Below are 25,445 nucleotides of genomic sequence, written 5' to 3' on the forward strand. Positions count from 1 at the left end.
TCCGCGTACGTGAAGCGATCGCGTTGCTCACAATTAGCTGTGGGCGTACTGTGTCGCTCCATGTATTCCGCGCCCGAGTGGCGGAATTGGCAGACGCGCCGCACTCAAAATGCGGTATCGAAAGGTGTGTGGGTTCGAGTCCCACCTCGGGCACAGCATATTCCCTCGTCAGAGGGATTTTTGCTTTAACCAAGGTACAAAGCTTGCGCTGATGCGCGTCTGACAATATTGGTGCGGGCTTTGGCCTGGCTGCCGCGGAGCCTATGCAGGTGTGTGGGGTGGCGGGCTCAGTGCCCTGGCTGGTGGGTCCGCTTCTGTCGGGTAGGCCGGGGTGGCCTACACCTGTTCATGGGCCAGGGGAGCGGGAGCGACATGACTGGCTGAATTCGGGCGCGGAAAGGTCCTGGAGGGTCGGGTTTGGTTGGCTCGGGGGGAGTCGTGGTCGTGAGTTTGTCTTGTCGAAGGCGGTGCGGACTGTGTCCACACTTACGTCTGCTTGTATTGGAGTGGCATTATGGACCGGCTTCAGTCACGTTTGGATGTATGGGTTCCCGGCGCAAGTGTCAGACAGGAAGAAACCGAGCCCAGTCGGACGCTCTTTACACCAAGGCATCCGCGGCCAGGACGAGGTGTGCCCTGCATGGACGGTCCTTATCCAGATCCTTGGTCCGGCCGTGGCGGGTCGGTAGGTAGGTGATGGGGAATTGCCGCCCGCCGGCAGAATACCTCGATGACCTTGCACGGAGGCCCCTGACCTGCACCGCAATGAACCGGTGACGGGTAGGCCGATGGGTTGTTCCTATTGTGCCGGGGACGTATAGATGCCGGCGGTCATGTCGTGATCCCACGACGACTGGCGGCCAGGGCAGCGAGGTCGCGGATCAGCCGCTGCACCTCGTGCTCCCGAGCCCTGGGAGCTTTTTGTACCGGCCGCGGCCTGGCCAACGGCGTCCTTGGCGGAGCAGGGACAGGCGCGGGTGAAGCCTGCTGTTCCTTCGTGAACGGGATACTGCTCATGCTCGTACGTCCCCCAGACGTAGTCATTTCTGCTGCCTGCAGGACACTCTACGAATTTAGGGGATAAAGCGGAAGCGAGTTTGTCCATCTTTGGGATTTATTGTGTCCATCTTGAGTTTCGCCCCCAGGGGAGGCAGGACCGCAATTCGTCCGGAAGCCGGTCGTGGCCTTCCTGGGACGTGTGTCAGATGGGACCATGCTGATATGAGTGACAATCCCAATTCGGACCAGAGGGACCCCAACCCGCAACAGCGCAGGGACGCTGCACCGAGCACGCAGCAAATGCGAACCGTCGGCCAACGCCGGCGCGACGCAGAGCAAAAACTGGAACATCACCTCGATGAAGCGCGCCACAAGAATGAACACCACCCGAATGAGCCAGAGACAAATACCGGGAAGGCTTCTGACGGGGTGGTGGATGCCGCTGACGTTGCCGCTATCCAAAACGATGACAGCATCACCCAGGCAGACCGCGTCGATCTGATTGCCAACCAGGCCATCGCAGAGACGGAAAACAAAGGCACCCGGCCAGACAACGGTGATTCCTGAAGCTGGAAGGGCTCACCAACGGACCTTCCCGCACTACGGTCCGGATACGACTACCCGCTCCGTCTGACTGAAGGTCCACCATTCATCCGTGTCTGGCTCTGGCCTTGACCGCCGCCGCCCGCTCGCTGGACCGTTGACGGCAGTGGCGGACTGAGCCCAGCACACAGAATGGTGCCGCACCCCGGATCACCGGTGTGCGGCACCTTTCTGTTCCATCACCAGAAGTGGGCCACGTCCACTATCAGCCGGGAACCGGACCCGGGCCCGTCCAGGGTGAAGACCCGGAAGGGCAGCCGGGCGCGGACACCGAGGCCGATGCTCGTGGAACCCTCGAAGCTATTCGCATAGACCACTTGCCGGAAGGTCTGGTAGCCGGCCACGTTGGACAGCTCGGCCTTCGCGGCCGGGTTGTAGGTGACGTTGCCATGGCTGTCATAGGAGGGTGCGTTCACGACGACCTGCAGGCGTGCCTTGCCGTAGACCGGGATCCTGAAGCCGGTGCCGTCCTGGATGATCTCCGGGACGTACCGGACCGTGTAACCCTTCACAGGGCCACTGAGGTCGACCACCATCCGGTCGAAGCAGGACTGCTGCCCAGTCCGGACGTTGGCGACGGATGCTGAGCTCATCTCGGGAGCGGTCTTGTCCTGAGATCCCCATGCGAGACCGCAATAGGAAGTGGCTGCCGAAGCGGGCCCCGGAGCCAGGATGCCCAGCCCAACGGCCGCTAGAAGCGCCGTCAGCCAGACTAGGAGTTTTTTCATTGGGGTGCCATTCAGAGAGGTGGTGCGGTGGGACAGCTCAAGATTAGGGAGTGTCAGGCACCAAAAACGAGGGTTGTTACCGCATCGGGGCGGAACCGTAAGGAAGGCCCCGGGCGGATCACGCGCCAGTGCATCCGAGGGCCTTTGGCCGCCCTCTGCAATCGTTTCGGTGCCGTTTCTGAACCCCACCGTGATGCCGGGTAACGACGCCGGGACAGACAAAGCGGTCCCAGGCAGCCGCTAGGACTCAGGGTTCTTCTCGGCTTGGAACAGTCCGCATAAGCGGTTACCCACCTGCTGCGCGTCTTGGAAGTCCGCGCTCATATCGGTGTCCCCGGTGACACGGGCAGCAGCTGCCCTTAGCTCGCTTTGAAGGCCTAATATTTCCGCGTGCAATTCGGCATTGGACCGCAGCCAGTTGCAGTCCTTGGACGCTACGCGGCTAAGACCGCCAAGAATTTGCGATGCCCGGTTCACTTTTCGAGCCGTGAAATGGTCAATTCATTCATCAGATTTCCTACTGCTGTGCACCGGACCATACCGATCTTGGCCTGCATCGGCCAAACTAGCGTGCAATCGGGCGTACTCGTATGCATGGTTTCGGCCCTCAGCCAGCGCCGGTGATCTCCCGGTCCCCAATCGAATCGAGCTGCACATAGCCGATCAAGGTGACGTGCTGCATACTGCAGGGGTCACCGCCGCCTGTGCCGGTGACGGTGATTTGGATGAATGAGGCGGTTTCGTTGACTCTGATTTTACCCGGATGCCTGCAGCCCGAGCTGGACGCCGAAACGTAAATCCGGCTCTCCGGACGGTCTACCCTGACCAACTGCCAGGGCACGGTCGGTACAGGGTCTGTTGTGGGGTCAACGGGGAGTTCGCCGTACTGTGGCGAGACTGTTTTGATGGGCAGTACGGCCACCCCTGTGGGTGGGCTGGAACCATCGGGAGGAGGCCCCGGCCGACTCCCGCAGGCTGTCAATGCCGCGACAAGCATGGCGGTGCAGATTGTCGCAGCTCCGGACCGCCGGCGGCTAACGATACAACTCCTCACTGTTCACCTACCAGGAAGACGGCGGGGGAAGTGCTCACCAGCCCGGGGCGCTGGGGAGAAGCCTCCGCCGGGCAGCTGTGTCACTCTGGTCTCACCTCAAGGCCGCTGACATAGCCGATGGCGGGCAGGCAGTGCTGCAGCCCGCGGCCGGCAACATGAGTGCCACCAGTGCGGCGATTCCCAGGATCCGCCATCCGGTCTTCATGGCCCGAGTCCATGCTCTGGTGGAAGCAGCCAGCGCCAGTGATAAAAACTCCAGAGCGATGTGATTTGGGACCTTTTAGCCTCCCGAGGGGTTCTCAACTGGCGTGCCGTCCGTGTCTTCCGTGATGGGGCGGTCATCTTCGGGTTTCGTGGTCGGGTTGTCGGTTTGAGGGTCATCCTTGGGCTTGCCAAGGGGCTGTTCTTCATTCCCGGGATTGCTCACGATATTCCTCCTGCTAGTTACTTTTCGCGCCGTGCCCGGCAATCCCACCACAAACGGGCCAATATGCACAGGGTCAACGATGACGTTGCTGCGGCGGACGGGCTGGCGGGGCTCCGAGGATTTGTTCCAGGCCGTGCATTTGCCCTATTCAACCCGCAGGCTGTCGTGACCCCATAGGGTCTTTGCCTATGAGCAAAGAAACCAACACGGGCCCCACTCGATTTGTCCAGCACGTCATTATTGTCCACGGATACGAGGCCTCGCCGGACGCGAACTGGTTCCCCTGGCTACAAGGAGAACTTCAAGCCGAAGGCATCGACGTCACGGTTGTTCCCCTCCCGGCCCCGGACGATCCTGCAAGGGCACCGTGGGAAAACGCTGTCAGTTCCGCGCTTGGTGTGCCCGATGGGAGGACGGTCATCGTGGCCCATTCTCTCGGTGCCGTCACTGCATTGCGGGTGCTCGCGGCCCTGCCGGAGCCATGGGAGCTGGGCGGCGTTGTCTTGGTGGCCGGCTTCGTTGAACCACTGGAGGCATTGCCGGAACTGGACCGATACCTGGCAAGTGACGTTGACGTTGAACGCCTGGCAAGGAACATCCGAACGCGAACAGTGATCCGCTCCGAAACGGACCCCTTTGTTCCGCCAGCAGCATCGGATGACCTCGCCAAACGCCTCGATGCACAGCTGCAGGTCCATCCAGAAGCCGGACACTTCATGGCAAAAGATGGGGTGACGACATTTCCGGCTGTGTTCGACCTGCTGCGGTCGCGCTATTGAAAGGAGTTCATCCATGACGTAGAGGATGGCTCCGTCATTGAGCTGCGTTTGCCGGGAGCGGCGGGGGATGCCCCTGGCCCAAAATGCGCTCATCAGCCCTGGGGTGGCGGTGGCGCCGGCGTACATTCAGGGCGAGCTGTAGGCTCCTTCGGGGAAGGGAATCGCCAGGGCCACCACGGCCGCCTCATGCCCCTCACCTGTCCTGCACTGCAGGGCGAAGAATGCGGAAAGTATCTGGCGATACCCCGCTCATTGGCTAATTTTCAGTGACCCGGCAGACTTGCGTTATGCGAAGCTTCGGGGTGGAAGAGGAGTTTTTGCTCGTTGACGCCCAAACTGGAAATCACGCGGCAGTCGGTGAAGACCTGATCGCCGCCCAGAACGACAGGAGCGCCACAAGGCGAGGCGGCCGTCCAGCGGCAACGCGAGGCAACTTCCTGACCACGGAAGTACAGCGCGAGCAGGTTGAAGCGGTTACCGCACCTTTCACCTGTCTGTCTGATCTTGCTACCGCCCTTAACGAAGGCCGGGCCGAAGCGAATCGCCAGGCAATGGTCTTCGGAGCGAGAGTCGCGGCTTTGGGAACTTCACCGCTTCCTGCGTTGCCTCATCTGGTCCAGACTTCACGCTATCGCGCCATGGAAGACCGCTATGGCGTAGCGCTTCGGGAACAACTGATGTGTGGTTTCCACGTGCATGTCGCCGTCGATTCGCCCGATGAGGGCGTAGCGGTCCTGGACAGGATCAGAATTTGGCTGCCCACCCTGATCGCCCTTTCGGCGAATTCCCCTTATTGGCAGGGCAAGGATACCGGTTATGCAAGTTTCCGCTATCAGGTGTGGAGACGGTGGCCAACAGCAGGACCGACCGAGATATTTGGTTCGGCACGGGCGTACCAGGACCTGGTGGAAATGCTGCTCTCCTGCAACGTCCTCCTGGACCGTGGTCAGATCTATTTCGATGCCCGCCTTTCAGCAACCTACCCAACGGTCGAAATCCGCGTCCCGGACGTATGCACCGATCCTGCCCATGCCGTAGCCCTGGCTGCCATTGTCCGGGCCTTGGTCGAGACGGCAGCTCAAGACTGGGCCGAGGGAAAGCAACCTCCTGCGGTTCCTGCCGAGATGCTGCGCCTGGCCTCTTGGCGGGCCAGTAGGTACGGCATTGAGGATGACCTCATCCATCCTGAGCTGAACCGGCCCCGCCCGGCGAAAGAAAGCGTGGAAGCTCTCCTGAATCACGTCGAGCCGGCACTCTCGGAGACCGGGGACCGGACGCTGGTGGAGAGAACTGTTCGGCAAATCCTGGCCAGCGGGACAGGGGCGAGCAGGCAGAGAACCATCATGAACAGCGGCGGTAACCTCCGCAAAGTCATCTTGGATGCTGCAGAACGGAGCACCATCTGAATAGACCTCAGCTCGGGCGACCGGTCCGACCCAGCGGCTCGAAGATCCCTCCGGAAGGGATCGCCGCGCCGTAGCTTGGGCAGGCGCCCAAGACCCGCATAGGCAGTGCTGATGCCCCCACTGACCGATCAACTTCTGTGAAAATAAAGAACGCCCACCTCATCCCCTGTTGTCCTCAAGCACCGAAACAGGCATTCCAGGAAAACCAGCCGAGAACGCCTTCGGCCCGGATACGGCTGGACAGTCGCACAGGTTATGCGTAAATTCCGTAGTGGCAGGCATCACATCTTGTGGTGCTTCCCCTTTTCCGGTCATGTGCAGGGCCGGCAGGAGACCCGCTGTAGCAAGACGGCGGCTGGATGCACGACAGCGAAAGCGAGCCATGATGGCCACCTCGCATCCCAAAAAATTTCCTCCTGAAGCTACGATTCAGAGCTCTGATACTAATTCCCCTAAATCCGCTGGATCCCTCTCCGGCATGTACCGTTGCTGCTGTACGCGCCAAGGCATGGAGGTGCCTCAGAACCGTAGTGTCTGTGGGGCGGGGCGGCGGGCCGGGCTGGACATTCAGGGCCGGAGGCGCCGGAGCGTTGACCCTCCCTTTCGGAGAGTCGGACGAAGATCAAGCCGTCGGGTGCAGGGCTTGCGGCACCGATCAGAACCTCGGGCTGCACTCCATCGAGACCCTGAACCCGCCAATCGATCTCCTGACGGCAGCCCTACCAATGTGCTCGCCTTTGGCGGGCACTACATCCACTGCGGCCACCCCATGGAGAAGATAGGCTCTGAACTCCGGCGGCTGAGCGCACCTGCCTTCACCGACGGTGACCAGAAGGAAACGGAAACCCTGGATGTCTACATGACGACGCGGGTACTGCGCTGCCGGTGCGGCTTCCAGATGGAACTGCCCGAATAAGCGCAGTCGTCATCCCACCCAGGCCCAGCACACACCGCGCCGCTTTGCCGGCCCGCCGCCTCATTTATCTGTTTAAAACGAGGAGTTGTCCTTGCTATGGAGTTTGAATCCAATGAACCTGCCTCAAAAGTGGATCTCCCGCAGTCGGTTACCGAGGAGGTTCCGACCCTGGACGTTACCGTCAGAATCCGTCGCTATGACCCGGAAGTCTCGCCGGCCGCCCGATGGGAAGACTACCCATTGAGGATGCTGTCCACTGACCGTGTCCTTGACGCCTTGCACCGGGTCAAGTGGGAAATCGACGGGTCCCTTTCTTTCCGCCGGTCCTGCGCCCACGGAGTGTGCGGTTCGGACGCGATGAGGATCAATGGCAGGAACAGGCTGGCCTGCAAAGCCCTGCTGAAAGACCTGAATCCAGCCCAACCCATCACGGTCGAGCCGTTGCAGGGTTTGCCGGTGGAGAAAGACCTGATCGTCGATATGGAACCGTTCTTCCAGTCCTACCGAGAGATCGTTCCCTTCCTCATCAGCACAGGACATGCACCAACCCGGGAACGGCTGCAGTCCCCTGCAGAACGGGAACGTTTCGACGACACAACTAAATGCATCCTTTGTGCAGCGTGCACCTCGTCGTGCCCGGTTTTCTGGAACGACGGGCAATATTTCGGGCCAGCAGCGATCGTGAACGCCCACCGGTTCATTTTCGACTCCCGAGACGACGCCGGCGACATGAGGCTCGAAATCCTCAACGACAGGGAAGGGGTCTGGCGTTGCCGCACGGTCTTCAATTGCAGCGAGGCCTGCCCACGAGGCATCAAAGTCACCCAAGCCATTAAAGAAGTCAGCCAGGCAATCCTGTCCGCCCGGATCTGACAATAAGTAGTAAGGAGTCACGGCGAAAGCAGGCTCCCTTCTGAGGAACCGGCGGGGCACACCTCTAGATCGTCCTTTAGCTCGGCCTCCCGTAGCCGATTTCAGCCTGTACGGCCCCGTTCCGGTGTGGGTCTTCTTCCGGCCGTTGTAGGCGCCGACGCGCTGCTTTAGGCCAACTGCACGGACTGGGATCCCGCGCACTGATTCGGCACGTACGAGTTTCGGCGCCTATTTCACGGTGAGGGTGCCTCTCATGTTGCCGTGGAAGTTGCAGTGGTAGGGGTAGGTCCCGGGTTCTGTGGGGGCGGTGAAAGTGCCCCTACCAACTTGGATGTTGGCGTCGAACGCGTTGCCGGTGTCAGCTGTGATGGTGTGGGCTTCAACGTCTTCATTGGTCACGGTGATCTCTGCCCCAGGGCTCACGGTTTCTGCTCCCTGGTATTTGAAGCCCTTGATCAGAAGTTCTGTCGCAGCGGCCGCCGGCGAGGAGCTCGTGCCCGAGGCTGAGGGGGCAGGTTCGGTGGTGGCGGCAGGAGCTGACGGGAATTGCTCAGTCAACGTCGGGGCCGCCGTCGTGCCGGACCCGGACATGCCCCCGCAGCCGGACAGGGCCAGCAGGGCGGCTGCTGCCGCGAATCCGAGTGCGCTGCCGGTTCTGGGTGCTTGCCTTCATGATGAAAACCTTTCGGGGGCGGGCTGGAACGATGAATTCTGCACTGTCAGGGGTGTTCGATCCAGCAGGCGAGGATGGTGGTGGAGAGCTGGTAGGCCAGCGCGTTCCTGGTGATGTTGTCCGGTCCGAGGGTGGCGGGCAGGTCGGAGGCGTCTACCTGGAGAACGAAGCTGTCTTTTTGGAAGACTGCTGACCCGTCAGCGGTTTCGTAGGCGGGGAAGCCGAGGTTGGCGAGGCCTTTGATTGGTGTGGCGTCTTTTGCGAGGGCCTGCATTGCATCAAAGTAGGTCAGTGCCGTGGCCTTGTCCTTGGCTTCCTTGACGGAGATGACCAGGTCGCCTTCGTCCAGGTGGTAGGTGCAGGTGAAGGTGCTGTCGGCCCAGTCGTTGATGGTGTGCGGGTCCTGCCCGAGGTCCAGGATGGCGGTCAGCCGGTCCTTTGGCTGGTCCCCGCAGACCATGAGAGCGGCTGCACTGGGCCCGTCGGCCTTGGGGGCACCCGGTGATGAGGAACCGGCACCGTGGTGCCCGCCGCCGTGGCCCTCAGAGTGCCCGGTCTCGGTGGAACCTGCTGGTGCCGAGGGGCCGGATGGTGCGGTGACGGATCCGGCCGCTGTTGCGCAGCCGGTGAGCAGCAGGGCCGTGAGTGCCAGGGAGGCCAGCAAGGGCGTGTGCTGTTTCATCGGTTTTCCATCCTGGCCGCACCGTCTGCCGGTGGCGGCCGTTGTCAGGCTTTGAGGGTGGCGTAGACGACGTAGTTGTCGTCAAACTCCCCGGTGGCGGGGTCGTAGCCGTCGCAGGTGACGAGCCGCAGTTCGGGCCCGGGAGTGTTCCCGTAGACCTCAAGGGTGGGGAACTCGTCTTTGGGGTAGAGCGCGCCGCGGTCAACGGTGAAGACGGCGGTGCTGCCATCGGCCCGGGAAACGGTGAGTTCGGCGCCGGGGGTGAGTTTGCGCAGGTCCGCGAAGACACCTTTGTTGCCGCCCAGTGCGTTGACGTGGCCCAGCAGCACTGAAGGTCCGCGTTCTCCCGGAGTGGGGGAGCCGTCGTACCAGCTGGCAGGGGCTCCGTTCCCGGTGTCCTGCGGTACTTTCAGGGAGCCGTTCTCTTCCAGTCCCAGGTGGATCAGCTCCGTCCGGACCGAGATGGAGGGAATGGTCAGGGTGACCGGGGCCGAAGCGGCCATGACCGGCGGGAGTTGCTGTGCGGACGGGGCCGCAGCAGGGGCGGCGGGTGCCGGCGCGGAAACAGGCGGGGGAGCGCTGGGGGTGCCGGGCGCAGCAGGGGCTGAGACCGAGGCCGCAGGTGCCGTTCCCGGGTCCGGGGTGGTGGCTCCGCCGGCGCAGCCGGCGAGGGTGAGCAGGAGCAGAACCCCGGCCGCGGTGGAGGCCAGGGGGCCTCTGCGGTGGCCGGGGTTCTTGGGTGTCACTGTATTGATCCGATCAGCTGGTGCTTAGGCTGCTGCGTTGCGGCGGCGGACGACGTACGCTCCGCCGGCGAGGGCGATCAGGGCCAGGCCGGAACCGATGGCGAGGGCTCCGGTGTCGGTGCCGGTTTCGGTGGCGATGCCGGTCGCCGCGCCACCTGCGGGCATTTTCATCTGCCCGGCCGTCAGGGTCCCGCACAGGGCGGGGGAGGTGGCGGCAAGCGGAAGCTCAGGGACAAGGTCGCTCTTGGCCGCCTGCGCGGCCGGGCTCAGCGTTGCGGGATCAAGGCCGTGGACAACCACGACTGCAGTGCCTGCCTGAAGGGCGGCCTTGGTCTCGGCATTCAGCTCGAAGGTGCGGTCAATGGTGTACGCGGCGCCCTGGCCGGCGACCTTGAGGTCAAGGCCTGCTGCGGGGCTGGTGTCCCCGCTGGTGGACAGGGTGGTGACGATGCCGCCATAGGCCGGTGCGCCTTCGGTGGTGTTGACGACCTGGTCGCCGTTGGTATCGGCTGAAGGGTCCGGGCACATGCCCTTGGCGCCGCCGTGGATGTGCTGGACGTGCGGGTACGGGGCGTCCATGAACGTCGCGGCCAGACCGGAAACGTTTAGGACAACATGGGCCTGGTTGCCCGTGACGTCAACAGTGACGGTGCCCGAGGCTGAGCTGCCGTTCAGCTGGCCGAGGGTGGTCTGGTAGGACTGGTCCGCGGCCATGGCCGGGGAACCGGACAGGGCCAGGGCGCCCAAAGCGAGGGTGGGAACAGCCATAAAGCGGAGTGTCTTATTCATTGGAAATATCTCCTCATACACGGACGTGTGATGTTGGTATCCCGGAAGGGGACAACAGTACTTCGCACCACCACCAGGAAAGGATGGGTGAGGATGTGGCCGGGTTCACATATTTTTTGGGCGGGCTGCCGCGAGCAGGTTTTCCAGTGCTCTTAAGCTGGTTGTGGCGTGGTAACTCAAGCAGCCGAGGTGCCGTGGCGCCGGCCCCGGACAGCCCGCCCTGATCCAGACTGCTTGTGCAGCAGGGCGTACCCGGCCACTGCCAGTGCCCCTGCGATTGCTTCCGTGACGGCGGTGATGACCTTGGCCGTGTACCAGACCGGTTCATACATCGAAGGCAGCGGCCCGATAGCCGGAACCTGGACATATCGGTAAAGGATGACCGCGGCCAGGGACGACAACGCCACCACGGCAGCGGCAGCGAAAGCCATCCGTGAACCCCTAAGCAACACGAACACCGCGGCCAGGACAGACGCGCTGGCCTGAACCAAAAACAGGGCGCCCTGGCCGACACCGCCCGGCGCTGCCTGCTGATAGCCCGGGGCGAGCTGGGCATGGATCACGGCGGTGACCACCAGGGCCGTCGCGACAGCAACCCGCAACACCCAAAGAGCGCCTCCCTGCTGATTTCTGTCTGCGCGGTTCATTTCACGACCAGCGTCCCGGTCATCTGCGGATGGAAAGTGCAGATAATCTCGTACTCGCCCGGGGCATCCGGTGCTTGGAAAATTACCGTCCCACCGCCCGGGACTTCAATATCGAACCCGCCCCCGTCCCTGGCCGTGACAGTGTGCGGGGCGCTGTCCGCGTTGGTCACCGTCACCATCGACCCCGGCTTCACCGCCGCCGGCACCTGATACTTGAAATCCTGAATCATGATGAGTGCTGCGGCCGCTTGGGCCGATCCATTCGCTGACGGCGCAGCGGAGCCGACCGCGGGCGGCGGGGCGGGCGCGTCCTCACCCTGGGCCGCGCATGCGGTGATGGCCGCCAACGACACGGCTGTGGCTACGGTCAGGCTGCGATTGATCCTTTTCATGGCGTACCCCTTCACGAGGGATGTGTCCTCCACACACCGGACGGCGCGTCCATCAGGACCTACCCCACGCACCTTATTCGTCACCCGCGCCCTCACGGACTGCCAAAGGCGGCAGAAGCCTGCTTGACGGGTAGGCGCGGCAACAAAAGGGGGTAAGACGCCAGCACCCCAGAATGACCAGCGACACCACGGCGTTGCATCCCGGTGCCCTTGCGGCGAGAACCATATCCTGTTCTGGAGACGGATTTTTACGCAGCCTGCTCCGCCCTTGATCCTTCAAGACAGGACGAACGAGGATGTTTACACGATTGCTGCATTAGTTGTGGCCGGGTTTTGTAGTCCAAACGTCCGTGTTTTTGAGATCACCCGGTACCGGGTGGAATGCAGGTTTGAAGTGTGCTGTCATTCCGGCCTGCTCCTTGGCGTCTTCGGTCCGGGGGCAAAGTGAGGTTGGCGGGTCCATTTTCCGCTTTCCGGATTCTGAGGACGCGGGGTGTGAGCGTGAACGAATACGAGGCCTCTCTAATCATCAGGTCCGGAGCGGAGCTGCTTTTATCCGCTTCAGCGGACCCCCGCTCGGATGAAGGCTATGCGGCGGTTAAAGCGAACATGTCGGCAGCGCTGGAGCTCATGGCGGAAGCGCTGGCGAACTTTGAAGCTGGCGTGGGGGGACCGAGCCGCTCCACCGGCTGGGTCCAGGACCTTCGCCGGGTGGCGGATGACTTAGCAGAGAAGTAGATCGGCCGCCAGCGCTTGGACCCGCCCTGCAATTCTTCCCTGGCAAGCAAGATCTGCTGAGCCCGCACTGCTCCGGCAATGCAGCTCACGCCTTGAAGCACAGTGAGGCTGGGAACGCGGTGCCACACTGCTGGACACCGCGTCCGATCGTAAGCTTACTTACTGTTGGTCGCAGCGTGTGAAGATGTACTGAGATTCCTCCTGCCAAGTAGTAGTAGACGGTGGTGGTTCGCATCTCGCGGGGCGACGGATGAAGCGCCCCTGCGATGATGGCGTTTTGAAGATGATGACGTGAGGAAGTAGCCCTGCAATGTTTCTGCCGGATCGGTCCTGCCCGTGACTTGGTGGATGGCAAGACTTCTCCAAATACATCGCCTAGGAGTACACGAAGTCGCGACCAAAGCCTGTCACCAACGGTGGGGCTTTGGATGGTTTGATTAGTCGGTGCTTCGTCTCAGACGCCTCGTGGTCCTTGTCCTGTTTGTGTTTTGCGTCACCACCGCTTTCTTGTTCTGGGTGCTTGCGCACCCTGCCGCGGACGGACGTCGTGCGTTGTCTCCGCCGCCGCGGGCGGAGACTGAGTTCGAAATGCTGTCCTCCAGTATGACCACCGCCGTGAACGTCACCAGAAACCCGGACGCCGATTGGGTGATCCGGGCTGCGGCGCAGACCGGGATCCCTAAACGCGCCCTGCGGGCATATGTTGCCGCGGCCGAGACCGTGAATGCTACTGCTCCGGCGTGCGGGATCGGTTGGAACACTTTGGCGGCCGTCGGTTTCGTCGAAACAGCACACGGGACGTACGGCGGCGGCAGCTTAACCGCCGCGGGGGAGATGAGCCGCCCGGTGGTGGGCCCGGCTCTCAACGGGGCAGGATTCGCAGTTATCGCCGACACGGACGCCGGTTCGCTGGACGGAGATACCCGCTGGGACCGTGCCGTGGGGCCGATGCAGTTCATTCCTTCCACGTGGCAACTCGTGGGGCGGGACGGCAACGGGGACGGCACGGCGGATCCCTTTAATATCGACGATGCAGCCCTTAGCGCGGCGACCTATCTTTGTGCTCACGGTCGTGACCTCACAACCGCGGACGGCTGGATCGATGCGATCTACGCCTACAACCAGTCCGATGCATATATTCAGCAAGTGCGTGAGCAGGCCACGGCATACGCAGCGAAGGCAGGCGCCGCGGGATGAAGCCAAGGGTTGATAGTCCATGCTCTCCTGCCTGAAGAGGCGTCGGATTTGGTCCCGGCCCGGAGCGGCTACTGCCGGCAGCACGACAACTTCGAACCGCCCCATCTCTTCACGCTATCGTGTCCGGTAATGAGCAGGGCCTTTGCCACGTTTGGCGGGGCCGCGGCAACCGGCTTTGGCGAAGGGACGAGCATGGGCGAAGGACTGACGACTGGCGGGCTGGAGTGCCTCTTCACTGGGTCGGTATGGGCAGAGGGTCCCCTGTGGGTGCCCTCGTCACAGACTGTGCGCTGGAGTGACATCCCCAATAACCTCATCCTCGAATTTGACCCGGCCAGCGGGTTAACCAGCGAGTACGCGGTGGATGTGGAATTCACCAATGGCAGGACCCTCGACGCCGACGGCTCCGTTGTCCAGTGCAGCCACGGACGGCGCAGGATTGAGCGGGACCGCGCGGGCGCCGTCGATGGAATCGTTGACAGCTTCGAAGGACGGCGGCTGAATTCGCCCAACGACGTCGTGATTGCGCGGGACTCCAGCATTTGGTTCACGGACCCTCCGTATGGGGTCCTTCCCGGCACCAAGGAGGGGCACGAGGGCGAGCAGGAATACGGCGGCTGCTATGTCTTCCGTTTCGAGCCGGCGTCGGAGGGTCTCACTGCCGCGATCACCGACCTCGTCTATCCGAACGGGCTGGCCTTCTCACCTGACGAGTCGGTCCTCTACGTTACGGACACGGCCGGCCCAAGCCATGGAGTCCCGCTGAGGATCGTCGCCTATGACGTAGCCGACGGCGGATGCCGCACTGCAGGTATGGTCGAGCTGGAAGAAGACCACCCTGCCGATGGGTTGAAGGTGGATCTGGAAGGCAGGGTCTGGACCTCTGCCGGCGCATCCGTACGGGTCTATTCGCCGTCCTTCGAACTCCTGAAGACCATCCCGGTGCCGGAGAAGGTATCAAACCTGTGTTTCGGCGGCCCGGACGGCCAGGACCTCTACATCACCGCCAGCAGCAGCCTGTACCGGATCCGCACCACCACCAGGGGCGCCACCGCCCTGAACGTATGACCCCGATGAATACTGACTTCAAGGAGCACCGTGGAATATAGGACCCTAGGCAACAGCGGCGCGGTGGTCTCCAACTACGCACTGGGAACCATGACGTTCGGTGCAGAGGCAACCGAGGAGGCATCCCATGCCATCCTGGACGACTACTTTGCCGCCGGCGGCAACTTCATCGACACCGCAGATGTCTACAGCGCGGGCGTCTCGGAAGAGATCGTCGGACGCTGGCTCGCCAAGCGGCCTGAGGCCAGAGACACTGCGGTGGTTGCCACCAAAGGCCGCTTTCCCACGGGAACAGCACCGAACGACGTCGGGACCTCCCGCCGGCATCTGACGCGCGCCTTGGACGATTCCCTCCGCCGCCTGGGGCTGGAACAGATCGACCTGTACCAGCTGCACGCGTGGGACCCGCTCACTCCCCTGGAGGAGACGCTGCGGTTCCTGGACGACTCCGTCAGCCGCGGCAAGATCGCCTATTACGGCTTCTCCAACTTCCTGGGATGGCAGCTGACCAAGGCCGTCCACGTTGCCCGCGCCCACAGCTGGGAAGTGCCGGTGACCCTGCAGCCCCAGTACAGCCTGCTGGTCCGGGAGATCGAGTCAGAGATCGTTCCGGCGGCACTGGATGCCGGGATCGGTTTGCTGCCGTGGTCGCCTTTGGGCGGCGGGTGGTTGTCCGGCAAGTACAAGCGGGACCAGGATCCCACAGGCGCCACCCGGCTGGGTGAAAACCCCGAACGCGGGATGGAGGCCTGGGAAGAACGCAACGCCAACCCGGCCACCTGGACAGTCATCAATGCCGTGGAAAGCATCGCTGCGACCCGCGGCGTGAGCCCTTCGCAGGTGGCTCTGGCCTGGCTGGCGGACAGGCCCGCGGTCACATCGGTGATCCTTGGTGCCCGGACCCAGGAACAGCTCGCAGACAACCTTGCTGCAGCCCAGCTGGAACTCAGCCGGGACGAGATCGAACGGTTGACCCGGCTCAGTGAGCCGCAGACCGGAGTCTACCCGTACGGACCCCTGGCCCAGGAGCAGCGGAGCCGGAAGATCGAGGGCGGCCGGTAACGGTCAGCGGAGCACCGCGTAGCGGATGTGCGTCACCAGCCGCGTCCCGCTTACCTCCAGCGGCCCAAGCCTCAGTGTCCCCACGCCATCCAGAAGGCGCTCACCCGCACCCAGAAGGAGCGGCGCAATGTGCAGCCGCATTTCGTCAATCAGCCCCGCTGACAGGTACTGGCGGGCAGTCTCCGCGCCTCCCGCTATCGCAACCCCCTTGCCGCCCGCCGCCTCCCGCGCCTGATCCAGCGCCGACTCAATCCCGCCGCCGACAAAAATGAACGTTGTGCCGCCCTGCATCTGCAGCGGACGGCGGGGATGATGCGTGAGGACAAAAACGGGGGCGTGGTACGGCGGCTCTTCACCCCACCACCCCCGCCAGCCCGCCTCCCAAGGCCCGGGACCGGGACCGGGGCCGGCAAACATGTTGCGGCCCATGATGAAGGCCCGGCTGAAAGAATGCCCGCAATCGCTGCTGCGTTCGCATCCGGTTCTGCAAACTGCCACCGATGCAGATCTTCGCCGCCTTCGCCCAAGGGGTTGGCACGGGTCTGGTTCGGCCCCGCCAGGAATCCGTCCAGCGAAATGGTCAGGTCGCAGGTGACCCTGTCCATGGCTTCCTTCCCTGTCCCGGCTCCGGCGCGCCTGTCCGAGGTGCGCCGGCGCGATAAGTACCGCCATGCTACTGCCGCCGGATCCTGCTCCCCAGGCCAGTGAGCCCTTGAAGGCCGGGTGGCTCCAGGGCTAGCATGGCCGCCACGTGCCGCAGAAGGAGAAGCTCATGGGTGAGACTAGTGCAGACGCACTGGTCCCCGGCCTGATGGTGGACCTCATCATTTCCCTGGACGGATATGCGTCGGCTGAGGGGTGGCCCGGCTGGTGGGGCCTCGAGGGGCCCGAATACTGGAGTACATCCCCACGGCGCTGCATGCACCGCCATCCGGTCCGCAGCAGGCAGACTTGATGCCATGACTGATGCTGATGCCGTAACCACCCGGAGTTCAACGGTTGAGGAATGGACGCGTGCGCTCGCCGAGTCCAAGGGTTCGCCCGGTGGAGGTGCCGGGACCGGGGTGATGCTTGCCATTGCCGCCTCCTTGGCTTCCATGGTGGCCGGCTACACAGAACCGAAGGACCACCAGCAGGAGGAGCTGGCTTCCCTTCACGCCCGCGCCCGGGCACTGCGGGAGGACGCCCTTCAGCTGGCCGACGATGACGCGGCCGCCTCCGAAGCCTTCGGCGCCGCTTTTCATTTGGATCGAGGTCCGGAACGGGATGAGGCGATACATCGCGCATCCGTTGGTGCCGCCAAGGCCTCGGCTGTCCTGGGTGAACGGGCTGTTGCTGCCATTGACGACCTTGCCTGGCTTGCGTCCTATGGCAATCCGGCGCTCATTGCCGATGTCGTGGTTGGATGTGGTGCACTGAGGGCAGCAGTGGCGGGGGCGCGCACCAACGTCAGCTTCGACCTTGCCACCCTCAGGTCCGCCGGGGCCACGTTGGAGCAGGTCAGGGAACAGCATCCCGCCCTGTGGGCGGCGGTGGAGCAGTTGAGCTCAGCGCTGCAGCGCATCGACCGGTTGACGGCAGCCGTGGATGACCGGGCCGCACCGACCGACGCCGGCTGAACTGCCGACCACCTGCACCCCAACCGGCGGCCTCAAAAAATCACCCGCCGGTATCATTGAGGGATGACCATGGCGGTCCGCCACTCCCAAACCGCCATCCGCTCGCGCGGAGGACCCGCCGATTGATTCGTCGGGTACCCGTGTGGACCTGGCGGCTCCTCATGCTGGGCGTGACGTCCTCACACCCCCGCCAACCACCCACAATTTCCAGCCGGCCGCAGGAATGCCTCCCCGTCTACGTGTACTTCCACGGCGGCGGATGGACATCCGGGGATAAATCCGCCCTCACCAAGTACTGCGCCAACCAGGCGGCCGGGGGAATTGTGGTGGTGAACGTGAACTACCGCAAGCCGCCCCGGTTTTATATGGGCCATGTGCTTGAAGACGCCAATGCCGCCCTGGCGTGGGTGCGCAGCAACATCGAAGACTACGGGGGCGACCCCGAGTCGGTGGTTTTGGGCGGCGGCTCCGCAGGCGGCCAGATCGCCGCCCTTGCTGACGGCGGCAACAATCCGGCCCAACTTGCCGGATACTACTCTCTTCAGCCCGCGCTGGCGGCGGATCACCTGAGAGGCCTTGTCCAGCACTGCAGCGTGGTGGATTTCTCCGTGTTCTTCCAGAGCGGCTCCGGGAGGAGGCCGTCTGCATCTCAGACTGAATGGCTGGACGGCCGGTTCCCGCCCGTGTTCAGAAGTGTACCGGCTTCAGAAGTGTACCGGCGCCTGCACGCGTTCGTCAGGAAAGTCGCCGGCCCCACAACGAACATCTGAACCCCAAGCCCCTGGCACTGAACCGGGCTGCCGGCGCTATCAGCCCGGAGGATTTCCGTTCTGCCCGCGTTCAGCAACGGTTACACCAGTGGCCAGGGGTAGCGCATACCCGTCCGGTCAATCGGGAGCACGCCTTCCCGAAGCAGGCGTGCCACCCGCCGCTGCAGGGCCGCCACCTCTTCGTCGTCGAGAAGCTCCGCCACGTCCTCAGGCACGGCCCCGGCGAGCGCGCTGATGTCCCGGAGCAGGGGCTCCGGGATGGCTTCGCCGGCGAAGTCCCAGATGACGGTTCGCAGCTTGAAGACTGCGGAGAAGCACAGCCCGTGGTCGATGCCCCACACCCGTCCGTCGTGCCCGCGGAGCACGTGCCCGCTCTTGCGGTCCGTGTTGTTGGCGACGACGTCGAAGAGGGCCAGCTGTGCCAGGACACCATGGATCTCGGGTGCTTCGGTGTGCAGGGTGAAGTAGTGCTCGCGGAAATCGCACTCGACGAACCACTGCAGTGAACCGACACCCAGCGGGGCGTCTTCCCGGATCACGGTGGGCGGCACGAGGTCCCATGCCAGGTGGCGGCTGAGGAGATAGGCAGCGCGCTCCCGCCGGTACAGTCCGGGCTCAAAGTCATGCAGTGGGCGTTCCCCCAACTCCGGCTTGTACACCGCGTAGGAGGAGTCCTCCCCGCAGGAGACGCGAACCAGGAACGTCGCGTTGCTGCTGCGCGGAATGCGCGCCACGAGTTCCACCCGGCCGTCGGTCAGCAGGTTCAGCTCACGCGTGGACACCGGCTGTCCCTTGCGGGCTGGCTGGCAGGGTGGAGGGACCTGTGGGCATCATGCCGCCAGTCCCGCCAAGGACCCGGCAACGGAGTTCACGGCCAGTACGGCAGGAGGACGTCCGTCCACGAACGAGATGGCCGAAACGGATGCAGGGCTGATCACGATCCGCTGGAACAGGTCCAGGTGCGTGCCCAGGGCATGGGCAACGGCCGCCTTGATCGGGTCGGCGTGCGAAAAGCACAGGATCACTCCGCCCCGGTGCTCGGCGCGCAGATCATCGAGTGCACCGACCATCCGTGCCTGCATCTGGGTAAAGCTCTCCCCGCCGGGAAAACGGAAGGACGACGGCGTGTGCTGGACCGTGCGCCATTCCGGCAGTCCGGAGAGCTCGGCGAGCGCAGCGCCGGTCCAGTCGCCAAAGTCGCATTCGGTCAGCCCTGCCTCCTCGGCTACCGGGAGTCCGGTCCGGGCTGCCGCGGGGGCGGCAGTCTCCCGGGCCCGCTCCAGCGGGGAGGAATAAAGGGCGTCCACGGCGAGCCCTTCAAGGCGTTCCGCGATTCCGTCCGCCTGCGCCTGGCCCCGTTCTGACAGGTGCAGTCCCGGTGCCCGCCCGGGCAGCACCTGCCCGGTGGTCGGGGTTTCACCGTGGCGCACCAGGAGGAGAAGCGTGCGCTCCTGCCCTGGCGGGGGAGTCGGCTGTTCCGACGGCGTTCCTGCAGTCACAGACCCAGCGTAGCCGTTGGTGAGGTACGGCGTTTGCAGAATCTGCTCGATTCCGGGCAGGGTCGGGGCTACCGTGGAGGGGTGAGTGAGCGTCCCGAGATCTTCACTGTTGGTGAGCTGCGTGCAGCCGGGCATGTCCTCAAGGACCTGCGCCAGGAAATCCGCGACAACCTGCTAGCCGCGCTCGCGGCCGGACGGGATCCGTGGCCCGGGATGTACGGGTTCGGCCGGACCGTGCTTCCCCAGCTTGAGCGTGCCCTGATCGCCGGGCACGACGTCGTTCTGCTGGGTGAGCGGGGACAGGGCAAGACACGGCTCCTCCGTACCCTGGCCGGGCTGCTGGATGAGTGGTCCCCGGTCCTTGAGGGCTCAGAACTGAACGAGCATCCGTTTGAGCCGATCACCGAACACTCCCGGGCCCGCGTGCTGACGGAGGGGGACAGGCTGCGGGTGTCATGGCGCCACCGGTCTGAACGGTATGTGGAGAAGCTGGCCACGCCGGATACTTCTGTTGCCGACCTCATTGGCGACGTCGACCCCATGCGGGTGGCGGAGGGGCGCCGGCTGGGGGACCCGGAGACCATCCACTACGGGCTGGTCCCGCGTTCCAACCGGGGGATCATCGCCATCAATGAACTGCCGGACCTTGCGGAACGGATCCAGGTGTCCATGCTCAACGTGATGGAGGAGCGCGACATCCAGATCCGCGGCTACGTCCTGCGGCTGCCGCTGGACGTACTGGTCGTTGCCTCCGCCAACCCGGAGGACTACACCAACCGCGGCCGGATCATCACGCCCCTGAAGGACCGCTTCGGCGCTGAAATCCGCACCCACTACCCGATAGAGCTTGACGACGAGGTGGCCGTGATCCGGCAGGAGGGGCAACTGGTGGCCGACGTCCCGCCGGTGATCCTCGAGATCCTGGCCCGCTACACCCGTGCGCTGCGGCAGTCCCCGGCCATCAACCAGACCTCAGGTGTGTCTGCCCGGTTCGCCATTGCAGGAGCAGAAACCGTGGCAGCCGCGGCGCTCCGCCGGGCCAGCCTGCGTGGCGAGGACGAGGCCGTGGCCCGGATCGTCGATCTCGGCACGGCGGTGGAAGTCCTCACCGGCAAAATCGAGTTCGAATCCGGCGAGGAGGGCCGTGAACAGGCAGTCCTGGACCACCTCCTGCGGACCGCCACCGCGGAGGCGGTGCGGGCGCACTACCAGGGCCTGGACCTCGGCCCGCTGGTGGCAGCGCTCGACGGGCATACCACCGTCACCACCGGGGAGCACGTCACCGCGCAGGAGTTCCTGGCGAAGCTGCCGTCCCTCAACGGCTCGGGCCTGTACGACGAGATTGGCCGCAGGCTGGGCGCGCAGAACAAGGGGCAGCGGGCAGCCGCCATCGAGCTTGCCCTGGAAGGCCTCTATCTCGCCCGGCGGATATCCAAGGAGTCCGGCGACGAAGAGACGGTCTACGGCTAGCGGCACACCCTGCGTGGCCGGTCAGAAGGCTGGAGAAAGGGACAGGCGGCACATGAACATCCACAACCACTCCGCCAGGTACGGCAGGTACACGGGCGGACCGGACCCCCTCGCCCCGCCCGTTGACCTCGCCGAGGCGCTGGACGCCGTCGCAGAGGATGTCATGGCAGGGTATTCGCCCCGCCACGCCCTGCAGGAGTTCCTGCGGCGCGGCGGCCGGAACCGGCAGGGCCTGGATGATCTCGCCCGCAGAGTCCAGCAGCGCCGGAGCGACCTGCTGGGCCGGCACCGGTTGGACGGCACCTTCGACGAAGTCAGGAAACTCCTGGACACGGCGGTGTTGGAAGAACGCAAGCAGCTGGCCCGCGACGCCATGATGGATAACACGGACCGCGCCTTCCGGGAGATGCAGCTGCAGAACCTGCCCCCGTCCACCGCTGCGGCCGTCAATGAACTTGCCTCCTACGACTGGCAGTCGGGCGCCGCCCGGGAAGCGTATGAGCGGATCAAGGACCTGCTGGGCCGCGAGGCCCTTGACCAGCGGTTCGCCGGCATGAAGCAGGCACTCGAAAACGCCACGGAGGAGGACCGCGCAGCCGTCACCAGGATGCTCCGCGACCTGAACGAACTGCTCGACAAACACCGCCGCGGGGAGGACACCGATGCCGACTTCCAGGAGTTCATGGCCCGGCACGGCAACTTCTTCCCGGAGAACCCGCAATCCGTTGAGGAGCTGATTGACGCACTGGCGAAGCGCGCGGCCGCCGCGCAGCGGCTCCTTCAGTCCATGTCCCCGGAACAGCGGGAGGAACTGATGCGGCTGTCGGCCCAGGCTTTCGGGTCACCGCAACTGATGGCCCAGCTCGACCAGCTTGACGACACCCTCCGTGCCCTGCGCCCGGGCGAGGACTGGACCGGCTCCGAACGCTTCGAGGGCCAGGAAAGCCTGGGCCTCGGCGATGGCACCGGTGTCCTCCAGGACATCGCCGAACTCGATGAGCTGGCCGAACAGCTCTCCCAGTCCTACAACGGCTCAAACCTGGGCGACCTGGACTTGGACGTCCTGGCCCGCCAGCTGGGGCAGGACGCCGCCGTCACTGCCCGGACCCTCGCCGAAATCGAGCGCGCCATGCAGGACGGCGGGTACCTGCGGCGTGGCGCGGACGGAGACCTCCGGCTCTCACCTCAGGCGATGCGGCGGCTTGGCAAGTCCCTGCTCAGGGATACTGCCAAGCAACTGTCAGGCCGGCAGGGACGCCGGGACACCCGCACTGCCGGCGCCGCAGGCGAGCAGACCGGCTCCAGCCGTCAGTGGGAGTTCGGGGATGCAGAACCGTGGGACGTCACCCGCACGCTCACCAACGCGATCAGCCGCACGGCTGCCGACGGCGGAAACCTTGGCGGCGGACTCCGGCTAACGGCGGCAGACATCGAAGTGTCAGAGACGGAAGCGCGGACCCAGGCCGCCGTCGTCCTCCTCGTGGACGTGTCCTTCTCGATGGCTGCCGAGGGGCGGTGGATACCCATGAAACGCACCGCCCTCGCCCTGCACCACCTCGTCTCCACCCGCTTCCGCGGCGACAGACTGGAGCTGATCACGTTCGGCCGCTACGCCCAGGCCATGGACATCGGCGAACTCACGGCCCTGCCGCCCCGCCGCGAGCAGGGAACGAACCTGCACCACGGCCTGCTGCTGGCTGGCCGCTTCTTCCGCCGCCACCCGTCCATGCAGCCGGTACTCCTGGTGGTTACCGACGGCGAACCCACAGCCCACCTGCTGGCAGAGGGCGAGCCATGGTTCTGCTGGCCGCCCGACCCGGAAACCATCCGCGTCACGGTGGCGGAACTGGACCGGCTGGGCCGTGCCGGCACACAAGCCACCTTCTTCAGGCTGGGAGACGACCCGAGCCTCGAGCGGTTCGTCCAGCGCATGGTGAGCAGGGTGGACGGCCGGGTGGTCGCGCCCGACGCAGGGGACCTCGGTGCCGCAGTGGTGGGGGAGTACCTGCGGGCGCACTTCCGCGGCCGCGCGTTCGAGGACGCTGACTGGGCGTGATGCAGCAGCCCGCCCATCCGTGTCAGGATCAGGGTATGGCTGAACGCTTGATGCTGCTGGACACTGCGTCGCTGTACTTCCGCGCCTTCTATGGCATGCCCGACACGCTGCGCCGTGCTGACGGCACGCCAGTGAACGCCGTTCGGGGGCTGCTGGACATGATCGCCCGGCTCACCACGGACTACCGGGCCACCCACCTGATTGCCTGCTGGGACGACGACTGGCGGCCGCAGTGGCGGGTGGACCTGCTGCCGACCTACAAGGCTCACCGGGTGGCGGAGTCAGTGGCCGGATCCCCGGACCTCGAGGTGGTTCCGGATGCGCTGGAAGCGCAGCTGCCAATGATCCGCCGGGTGCTTGCGCTGGCAGGGATCGCCGTGGTGGGCGCCGCCCACCATGAGGCCGACGACGTTGTGGGCACCTACGCAAGCCACGCCGACCTCCCGGTCGATGTGGTCACGGGTGACCGTGACCTCTTCCAGGTGTGCGACGACGAACGCCAGGTGCGCGTAATCTACACGGCCCGGGGCATGCGGAACCTCGAAGTCATCACGGAAGAAACAGTGGTGGCCAAGTACAGGGTGCTGCCGCAGCAGTACGCCGATTATGCGACCCTGCGCGGCGACGCCTCCGACGGGCTGCCGGGAGTTGCCGGCATCGGTGAGAAAACCGCGGCCTCACTGCTCCTCAAATACGGAACCCTCGAAGGGCTGCTGGAAGCTGCCGGGGACCCGGGCAGCGGCCTCGCCGGTCCGGTCCGGGCCAAACTCGCCGCCGCCGCCGACTACCTGAAGGCAGCCCCCACCGTCGTCAGGCTGGTGCGGAACCTGGACCTGCCTGCCCCGGAGCAGGCAGGGGCCCTGCTGTCCCCGGTTACGGGCGGACCGCGCGCCGAACTCGAACGGCTGGCAGTCGAATGGAACCTGGGCGGGTCGGTGAGAAGGCTGCTGGCGGCGCTTGACCTGCGGGAACAGGCCCGCACGGTTACTCCGCGTGTAGCGGAATGACGCCCGTTTCGGTGCGCGTCGGCCCACGTCAAGAAGCTTGAAGCCGTGCTGCCGTGATGGTTTGGTGAGGTAACGATCCAGACGAGAGGGCATTTCCGATGACAGCCACATCAGATCTTGCTCCCCGCCGGCTCCGGGATATCTTCGGAACCTTCGCCACCGGGCTGACGGTGATCACCGGTGAAACCCCGCAGGGCCCCGCCGGCTTCCCCTGCCAATCCTTTGCTTCGCTGTCACTGGACCCGCCGCTGGTGACCTTCAGCCCGGCCCGGACGTCAAGCACGTGGCCTGCGCTGCGCAGGGCCCGCTCGTTCACCGTCAATATTCTGCCGGCTCAACACCAGCACCTTGCGGGCCAGTTCGCACGCGCGGGTACGGACAAGTTCGCCGGCGTCACCCACTCTGCCTCACCGCTGGGCAACCCGGTCCTCGACGACGCCCTGGCCTGGATCGACTGCGAGCTTCATGCAGAATACGACGGCGGCGACCACACCATCGTGGTGGCGGCCGTGCGGCACCTCAGCGCCCGGGAGGACGCCGAGCCACTGCTGTTCTTCAGGGGCCGGCACGCCGGACTGGCGCCGGTTGAACGCCTTCTCGAGGCGGCGGGCCAAACCGGGCGTCAGCGCATCAAGAAGCTGCCACAGCCATCACGGTTGTGGCAGCTTTTTGATGTCAAGCCATGGATTTCAGTAAGAAATGAAGGCAACCAGTTCGCCCACCCGGTCCTCCGGGTAGTTCTTTGCGATGTCCCCCTGGCTGAGGACGCCCACCAGGTTGTGCCCGTCGATCACCGGGAGCCTGCGCACCTGGTGGTCCTGCATGGTCCGGATCGCTTCCTCGATCGAGTCGTCCGCGCCGATTGTTACGGGCTTGCCCTCGCCAAACTCGCCTGCCTTGGCAGTCCGGGGATCCCCGCCTTCCGCCAAGCACTTAATGACGATGTCGCGGTCCGTCAGCATGCCCTTGAGCCGGTTGTCCTCCCCGCAAATGGGCAGCGAACCGACGTCCAGATCCTTCATCTTCCGGGCTGCTGCTTCCAACGTCTCGTTCTCGCCCACGCATTCCGCGCCCCCGGTCATGATTTCCCGTGCCGTTGCCATGATCGTCTCCTTCGTCCATGATGGTGTGCCGTGCCTGCGGCCGGTTCGGCAGGCCCTTCGGGACGTCGCCGGTGATGCTACGGCTCCGAAGAGCTGACCGATGCAAAAATGCTAAGCCTGCTGATTATCTGTGTCCAGAGCA

The 25,445-nt window shown here is 64.4% G+C and carries 27 protein-coding genes, 1 tRNA gene and 3 pseudogenes; 18 read left to right on the forward strand and 13 right to left on the reverse strand.

From position 1 onward, the window contains the following. The first annotated feature begins 71 nt into the window (after positions 1–71). Together FDW81_RS12695 and FDW81_RS12700 are read left to right on the forward strand one after the other, a co-directional pair. Positions 72–153 (forward strand) — tRNA-Leu (locus FDW81_RS12695). A gap of 1,068 nt (positions 154–1,221) precedes the next feature. After that, complete coding sequence (locus FDW81_RS12700) at positions 1,222–1,566, forward strand: hypothetical protein (protein ID WP_138134547.1); 345 nt, start codon at positions 1,222–1,224, stop codon at positions 1,564–1,566. Between the two features lie 215 nt (positions 1,567–1,781). On the opposite strand, the gene FDW81_RS12705 is transcribed toward FDW81_RS12700, so the two are convergent. Beyond that, complete coding sequence (locus tag FDW81_RS12705; protein WP_138134548.1) at positions 1,782–2,330, reverse strand: hypothetical protein; 549 nt, start codon at positions 2,328–2,330, stop codon at positions 1,782–1,784. Between the two features lie 1,131 nt (positions 2,331–3,461). On the opposite strand from FDW81_RS12705, the gene FDW81_RS18220 reads away from it, so the two are divergent. After that, complete coding sequence (locus FDW81_RS18220; protein ID WP_138134549.1) at positions 3,462–3,653, forward strand: hypothetical protein; 192 nt, start codon at positions 3,462–3,464, stop codon at positions 3,651–3,653. An 11-nt stretch (positions 3,654–3,664) separates the two neighbouring features. Here the strand turns inward: FDW81_RS18220 and FDW81_RS18135 are convergent, their stop codons facing one another. Then, the gene (locus FDW81_RS18135; protein ID WP_171027200.1) at positions 3,665–3,811 is read right to left on the reverse strand and encodes a hypothetical protein; all 147 of its coding nucleotides are present in this window, start codon (positions 3,809–3,811) and stop codon (positions 3,665–3,667) included. Between the two features lie 188 nt (positions 3,812–3,999). Here FDW81_RS18135 and FDW81_RS12715 point away from each other — a divergent pair, with 188 nt between their 5' ends. From FDW81_RS12715 to FDW81_RS12725, 4 genes are all read left to right on the forward strand, one after another. After that, positions 4,000–4,590, forward strand: coding sequence for an alpha/beta hydrolase (locus FDW81_RS12715; protein ID WP_138134550.1), 591 nt, complete (start codon positions 4,000–4,002; stop codon positions 4,588–4,590). Positions 4,591–4,877: 287 nt separating this feature from the next. Beyond that, positions 4,878–5,996 (forward strand): glutamate--cysteine ligase, encoded by a 1,119-nt coding sequence (locus FDW81_RS12720; protein ID WP_138134551.1) that lies wholly within the window; start codon positions 4,878–4,880, stop codon positions 5,994–5,996. Positions 5,997–6,723: 727 nt separating this feature from the next. After that, positions 6,724–6,912 (forward strand): hypothetical protein, encoded by a 189-nt coding sequence (locus tag FDW81_RS18140; RefSeq protein WP_171027201.1) that lies wholly within the window; start codon positions 6,724–6,726, stop codon positions 6,910–6,912. A 96-nt stretch (positions 6,913–7,008) separates the two neighbouring features. Next, a complete protein-coding gene (locus tag FDW81_RS12725; protein ID WP_138134552.1) occupies positions 7,009–7,785 on the forward strand; it encodes a succinate dehydrogenase iron-sulfur subunit in 777 nt (258 codons plus the stop codon). Positions 7,786–8,013: 228 nt separating this feature from the next. Here FDW81_RS12725 and FDW81_RS12730 read toward each other — a convergent pair whose 3' ends face one another. The 7 genes from FDW81_RS12730 to FDW81_RS12755 form a co-directional block, all read right to left on the reverse strand. Beyond that, positions 8,014–8,343, reverse strand: a complete 330-nt coding sequence (locus FDW81_RS12730) for a cupredoxin domain-containing protein (protein ID WP_171027202.1) — start codon at positions 8,341–8,343, stop codon at positions 8,014–8,016. Continuing rightward, the gene (locus FDW81_RS18615) at positions 8,336–8,458 is read right to left on the reverse strand and encodes a hypothetical protein (protein WP_255467115.1); all 123 of its coding nucleotides are present in this window, start codon (positions 8,456–8,458) and stop codon (positions 8,336–8,338) included. The genes FDW81_RS12730 and FDW81_RS18615 overlap by 8 nt, the downstream gene beginning before the upstream one ends. A 46-nt stretch (positions 8,459–8,504) precedes the next feature. Continuing rightward, positions 8,505–9,140: a hypothetical protein gene (locus tag FDW81_RS12735; RefSeq protein ID WP_138134554.1), complete on the reverse strand. Its 636-nt coding sequence runs from the start codon at positions 9,138–9,140 to the stop codon at positions 8,505–8,507. A gap of 44 nt (positions 9,141–9,184) precedes the next feature. After that, positions 9,185–9,886, reverse strand: coding sequence for a class F sortase (locus tag FDW81_RS12740; RefSeq protein ID WP_138134555.1), 702 nt, complete (start codon positions 9,884–9,886; stop codon positions 9,185–9,187). Between the two features lie 24 nt (positions 9,887–9,910). Then, positions 9,911–10,675: a CHRD domain-containing protein gene (locus tag FDW81_RS12745; RefSeq protein WP_138134556.1), complete on the reverse strand. Its 765-nt coding sequence runs from the start codon at positions 10,673–10,675 to the stop codon at positions 9,911–9,913. A gap of 176 nt (positions 10,676–10,851) precedes the next feature. Then, a complete protein-coding gene (locus tag FDW81_RS12750; protein WP_240720253.1) occupies positions 10,852–11,280 on the reverse strand; it encodes a hypothetical protein in 429 nt (142 codons plus the stop codon). 38 nt (positions 11,281–11,318) lie between these two features. Then, positions 11,319–11,714: a cupredoxin domain-containing protein gene (locus FDW81_RS12755; protein ID WP_138134558.1), complete on the reverse strand. Its 396-nt coding sequence runs from the start codon at positions 11,712–11,714 to the stop codon at positions 11,319–11,321. A 495-nt stretch (positions 11,715–12,209) separates the two neighbouring features. Here FDW81_RS12755 and FDW81_RS12760 point away from each other — a divergent pair, with 495 nt between their 5' ends. From FDW81_RS12760 to FDW81_RS12775, 4 genes are all read left to right on the forward strand, one after another. After that, positions 12,210–12,452, forward strand: a complete 243-nt coding sequence (locus tag FDW81_RS12760; RefSeq protein WP_240720255.1) for a hypothetical protein — start codon at positions 12,210–12,212, stop codon at positions 12,450–12,452. Positions 12,453–13,040: 588 nt separating this feature from the next. After that, positions 13,041–13,649, forward strand: a complete 609-nt coding sequence (locus tag FDW81_RS12765; RefSeq protein ID WP_370279009.1) for a lytic transglycosylase domain-containing protein — start codon at positions 13,041–13,043, stop codon at positions 13,647–13,649. 192 nt (positions 13,650–13,841) lie between these two features. Then, positions 13,842–14,717: an SMP-30/gluconolactonase/LRE family protein gene (locus tag FDW81_RS12770; RefSeq protein ID WP_138134575.1), complete on the forward strand. Its 876-nt coding sequence runs from the start codon at positions 13,842–13,844 to the stop codon at positions 14,715–14,717. Between the two features lie 30 nt (positions 14,718–14,747). After that, positions 14,748–15,779, forward strand: coding sequence for an aldo/keto reductase (locus FDW81_RS12775; protein WP_138134561.1), 1,032 nt, complete (start codon positions 14,748–14,750; stop codon positions 15,777–15,779). A 3-nt stretch (positions 15,780–15,782) separates the two neighbouring features. Here FDW81_RS12775 and FDW81_RS12780 read toward each other — a convergent pair. After that, positions 15,783–16,384 (reverse strand): annotated as a pseudogene (locus FDW81_RS12780) (dihydrofolate reductase family protein). 167 nt (positions 16,385–16,551) lie between these two features. Between FDW81_RS12780 and FDW81_RS12785 the strand changes: the two are divergent. The 3 genes and pseudogenes from FDW81_RS12785 to FDW81_RS12795 form a co-directional block, all read left to right on the forward strand. Beyond that, positions 16,552–16,674 (forward strand): annotated as a pseudogene (locus FDW81_RS12785) (deaminase); the annotation flags it as partial. 64 nt (positions 16,675–16,738) lie between these two features. After that, the gene (locus tag FDW81_RS12790; protein WP_138134562.1) at positions 16,739–17,398 is read left to right on the forward strand and encodes a cyclodeaminase/cyclohydrolase family protein; all 660 of its coding nucleotides are present in this window, start codon (positions 16,739–16,741) and stop codon (positions 17,396–17,398) included. A gap of 122 nt (positions 17,399–17,520) precedes the next feature. Beyond that, positions 17,521–18,168 carry an alpha/beta hydrolase gene (locus tag FDW81_RS12795; protein WP_240720257.1) on the forward strand — a complete coding sequence of 216 codons (648 nt, stop codon included), beginning with the start codon at positions 17,521–17,523 and terminating at the stop codon, positions 18,166–18,168. A gap of 80 nt (positions 18,169–18,248) precedes the next feature. On the opposite strand, the gene FDW81_RS12800 is transcribed toward FDW81_RS12795, so the two are convergent. Together FDW81_RS12800 and FDW81_RS12805 are read right to left on the reverse strand one after the other, a co-directional pair. Next, entirely contained in the window at positions 18,249–18,950 is a 702-nt protein-coding gene (locus tag FDW81_RS12800) for an SCO1664 family protein (RefSeq protein WP_138134563.1), read from the reverse strand. A gap of 48 nt (positions 18,951–18,998) precedes the next feature. Further along, positions 18,999–19,667 (reverse strand): MSMEG_4193 family putative phosphomutase, encoded by a 669-nt coding sequence (locus FDW81_RS12805; RefSeq protein ID WP_138134564.1) that lies wholly within the window; start codon positions 19,665–19,667, stop codon positions 18,999–19,001. Between the two features lie 81 nt (positions 19,668–19,748). On the opposite strand from FDW81_RS12805, the gene FDW81_RS12810 reads away from it, so the two are divergent. From FDW81_RS12810 to FDW81_RS12825, 4 genes and pseudogenes are all read left to right on the forward strand, one after another. Then, entirely contained in the window at positions 19,749–21,137 is a 1,389-nt protein-coding gene (locus tag FDW81_RS12810) for a sigma 54-interacting transcriptional regulator (protein WP_138134565.1), read from the forward strand. A 52-nt stretch (positions 21,138–21,189) separates the two neighbouring features. Further along, positions 21,190–23,193 carry a VWA domain-containing protein gene (locus FDW81_RS12815; protein WP_138134566.1) on the forward strand — a complete coding sequence of 668 codons (2,004 nt, stop codon included), beginning with the start codon at positions 21,190–21,192 and terminating at the stop codon, positions 23,191–23,193. Between the two features lie 35 nt (positions 23,194–23,228). Continuing rightward, complete coding sequence (locus tag FDW81_RS12820) at positions 23,229–24,200, forward strand: 5'-3' exonuclease (protein ID WP_138134567.1); 972 nt, start codon at positions 23,229–23,231, stop codon at positions 24,198–24,200. 98 nt (positions 24,201–24,298) lie between these two features. Further along, positions 24,299–24,808, forward strand: a pseudogene (locus tag FDW81_RS12825) (flavin reductase family protein); the annotation flags it as partial. 81 nt (positions 24,809–24,889) lie between these two features. Here the strand turns inward: FDW81_RS12825 and FDW81_RS12830 are convergent. Next, positions 24,890–25,303, reverse strand: coding sequence for a CBS domain-containing protein (locus FDW81_RS12830; protein WP_138134568.1), 414 nt, complete (start codon positions 25,301–25,303; stop codon positions 24,890–24,892). Between the last annotated feature and the right edge of the window lie 142 nt (positions 25,304–25,445).

The organism is Pseudarthrobacter sp. NamB4 (assembly GCF_005796185.1).
Lineage (GTDB): Bacteria > Actinomycetota > Actinomycetes > Actinomycetales > Micrococcaceae > Arthrobacter.

What these genes read in the sequence shown, in the direction of transcription:
- FDW81_RS12720 (WP_138134551.1), top strand. Translation starts at nt 4,878, where the DNA reads ATGCGAAGCTTCGGGGTGGAAGAGGAGTTTTTGCTCGTTGACGCCCAA.
- FDW81_RS12735 (WP_138134554.1), bottom strand. Translation starts at nt 9,140, where the DNA reads ATGAAACAGCACACGCCCTTGCTGGCCTCCCTGGCACTCACGGCCCTG.
- FDW81_RS12815 (WP_138134566.1), top strand. Translation starts at nt 21,190, where the DNA reads ATGAACATCCACAACCACTCCGCCAGGTACGGCAGGTACACGGGCGGA.
- FDW81_RS18615 (WP_255467115.1), bottom strand. Translation starts at nt 8,458, where the DNA reads ATGAAGGCAAGCACCCAGAACCGGCAGCGCACTCGGATTCGCGGCAGC.
- FDW81_RS12755 (WP_138134558.1), bottom strand. Translation starts at nt 11,714, where the DNA reads ATGAAAAGGATCAATCGCAGCCTGACCGTAGCCACAGCCGTGTCGTTG.
- FDW81_RS12790 (WP_138134562.1), top strand. Translation starts at nt 16,739, where the DNA reads ATGACTGATGCTGATGCCGTAACCACCCGGAGTTCAACGGTTGAGGAA.
- FDW81_RS12830 (WP_138134568.1), bottom strand. Translation starts at nt 25,303, where the DNA reads ATGGCAACGGCACGGGAAATCATGACCGGGGGCGCGGAATGCGTGGGC.
- FDW81_RS12705 (WP_138134548.1), bottom strand. Translation starts at nt 2,330, where the DNA reads ATGAAAAAACTCCTAGTCTGGCTGACGGCGCTTCTAGCGGCCGTTGGG.
- FDW81_RS12820 (WP_138134567.1), top strand. Translation starts at nt 23,229, where the DNA reads ATGGCTGAACGCTTGATGCTGCTGGACACTGCGTCGCTGTACTTCCGC.
- FDW81_RS12715 (WP_138134550.1), top strand. Translation starts at nt 4,000, where the DNA reads ATGAGCAAAGAAACCAACACGGGCCCCACTCGATTTGTCCAGCACGTC.
- FDW81_RS12765 (WP_370279009.1), top strand. Translation starts at nt 13,041, where the DNA reads ATGCTGTCCTCCAGTATGACCACCGCCGTGAACGTCACCAGAAACCCG.
- FDW81_RS12700 (WP_138134547.1), top strand. Translation starts at nt 1,222, where the DNA reads ATGAGTGACAATCCCAATTCGGACCAGAGGGACCCCAACCCGCAACAG.
- FDW81_RS12745 (WP_138134556.1), bottom strand. Translation starts at nt 10,675, where the DNA reads ATGAATAAGACACTCCGCTTTATGGCTGTTCCCACCCTCGCTTTGGGC.
- FDW81_RS12770 (WP_138134575.1), top strand. Translation starts at nt 13,842, where the DNA reads ATGGGCGAAGGACTGACGACTGGCGGGCTGGAGTGCCTCTTCACTGGG.
- FDW81_RS12725 (WP_138134552.1), top strand. Translation starts at nt 7,009, where the DNA reads ATGGAGTTTGAATCCAATGAACCTGCCTCAAAAGTGGATCTCCCGCAG.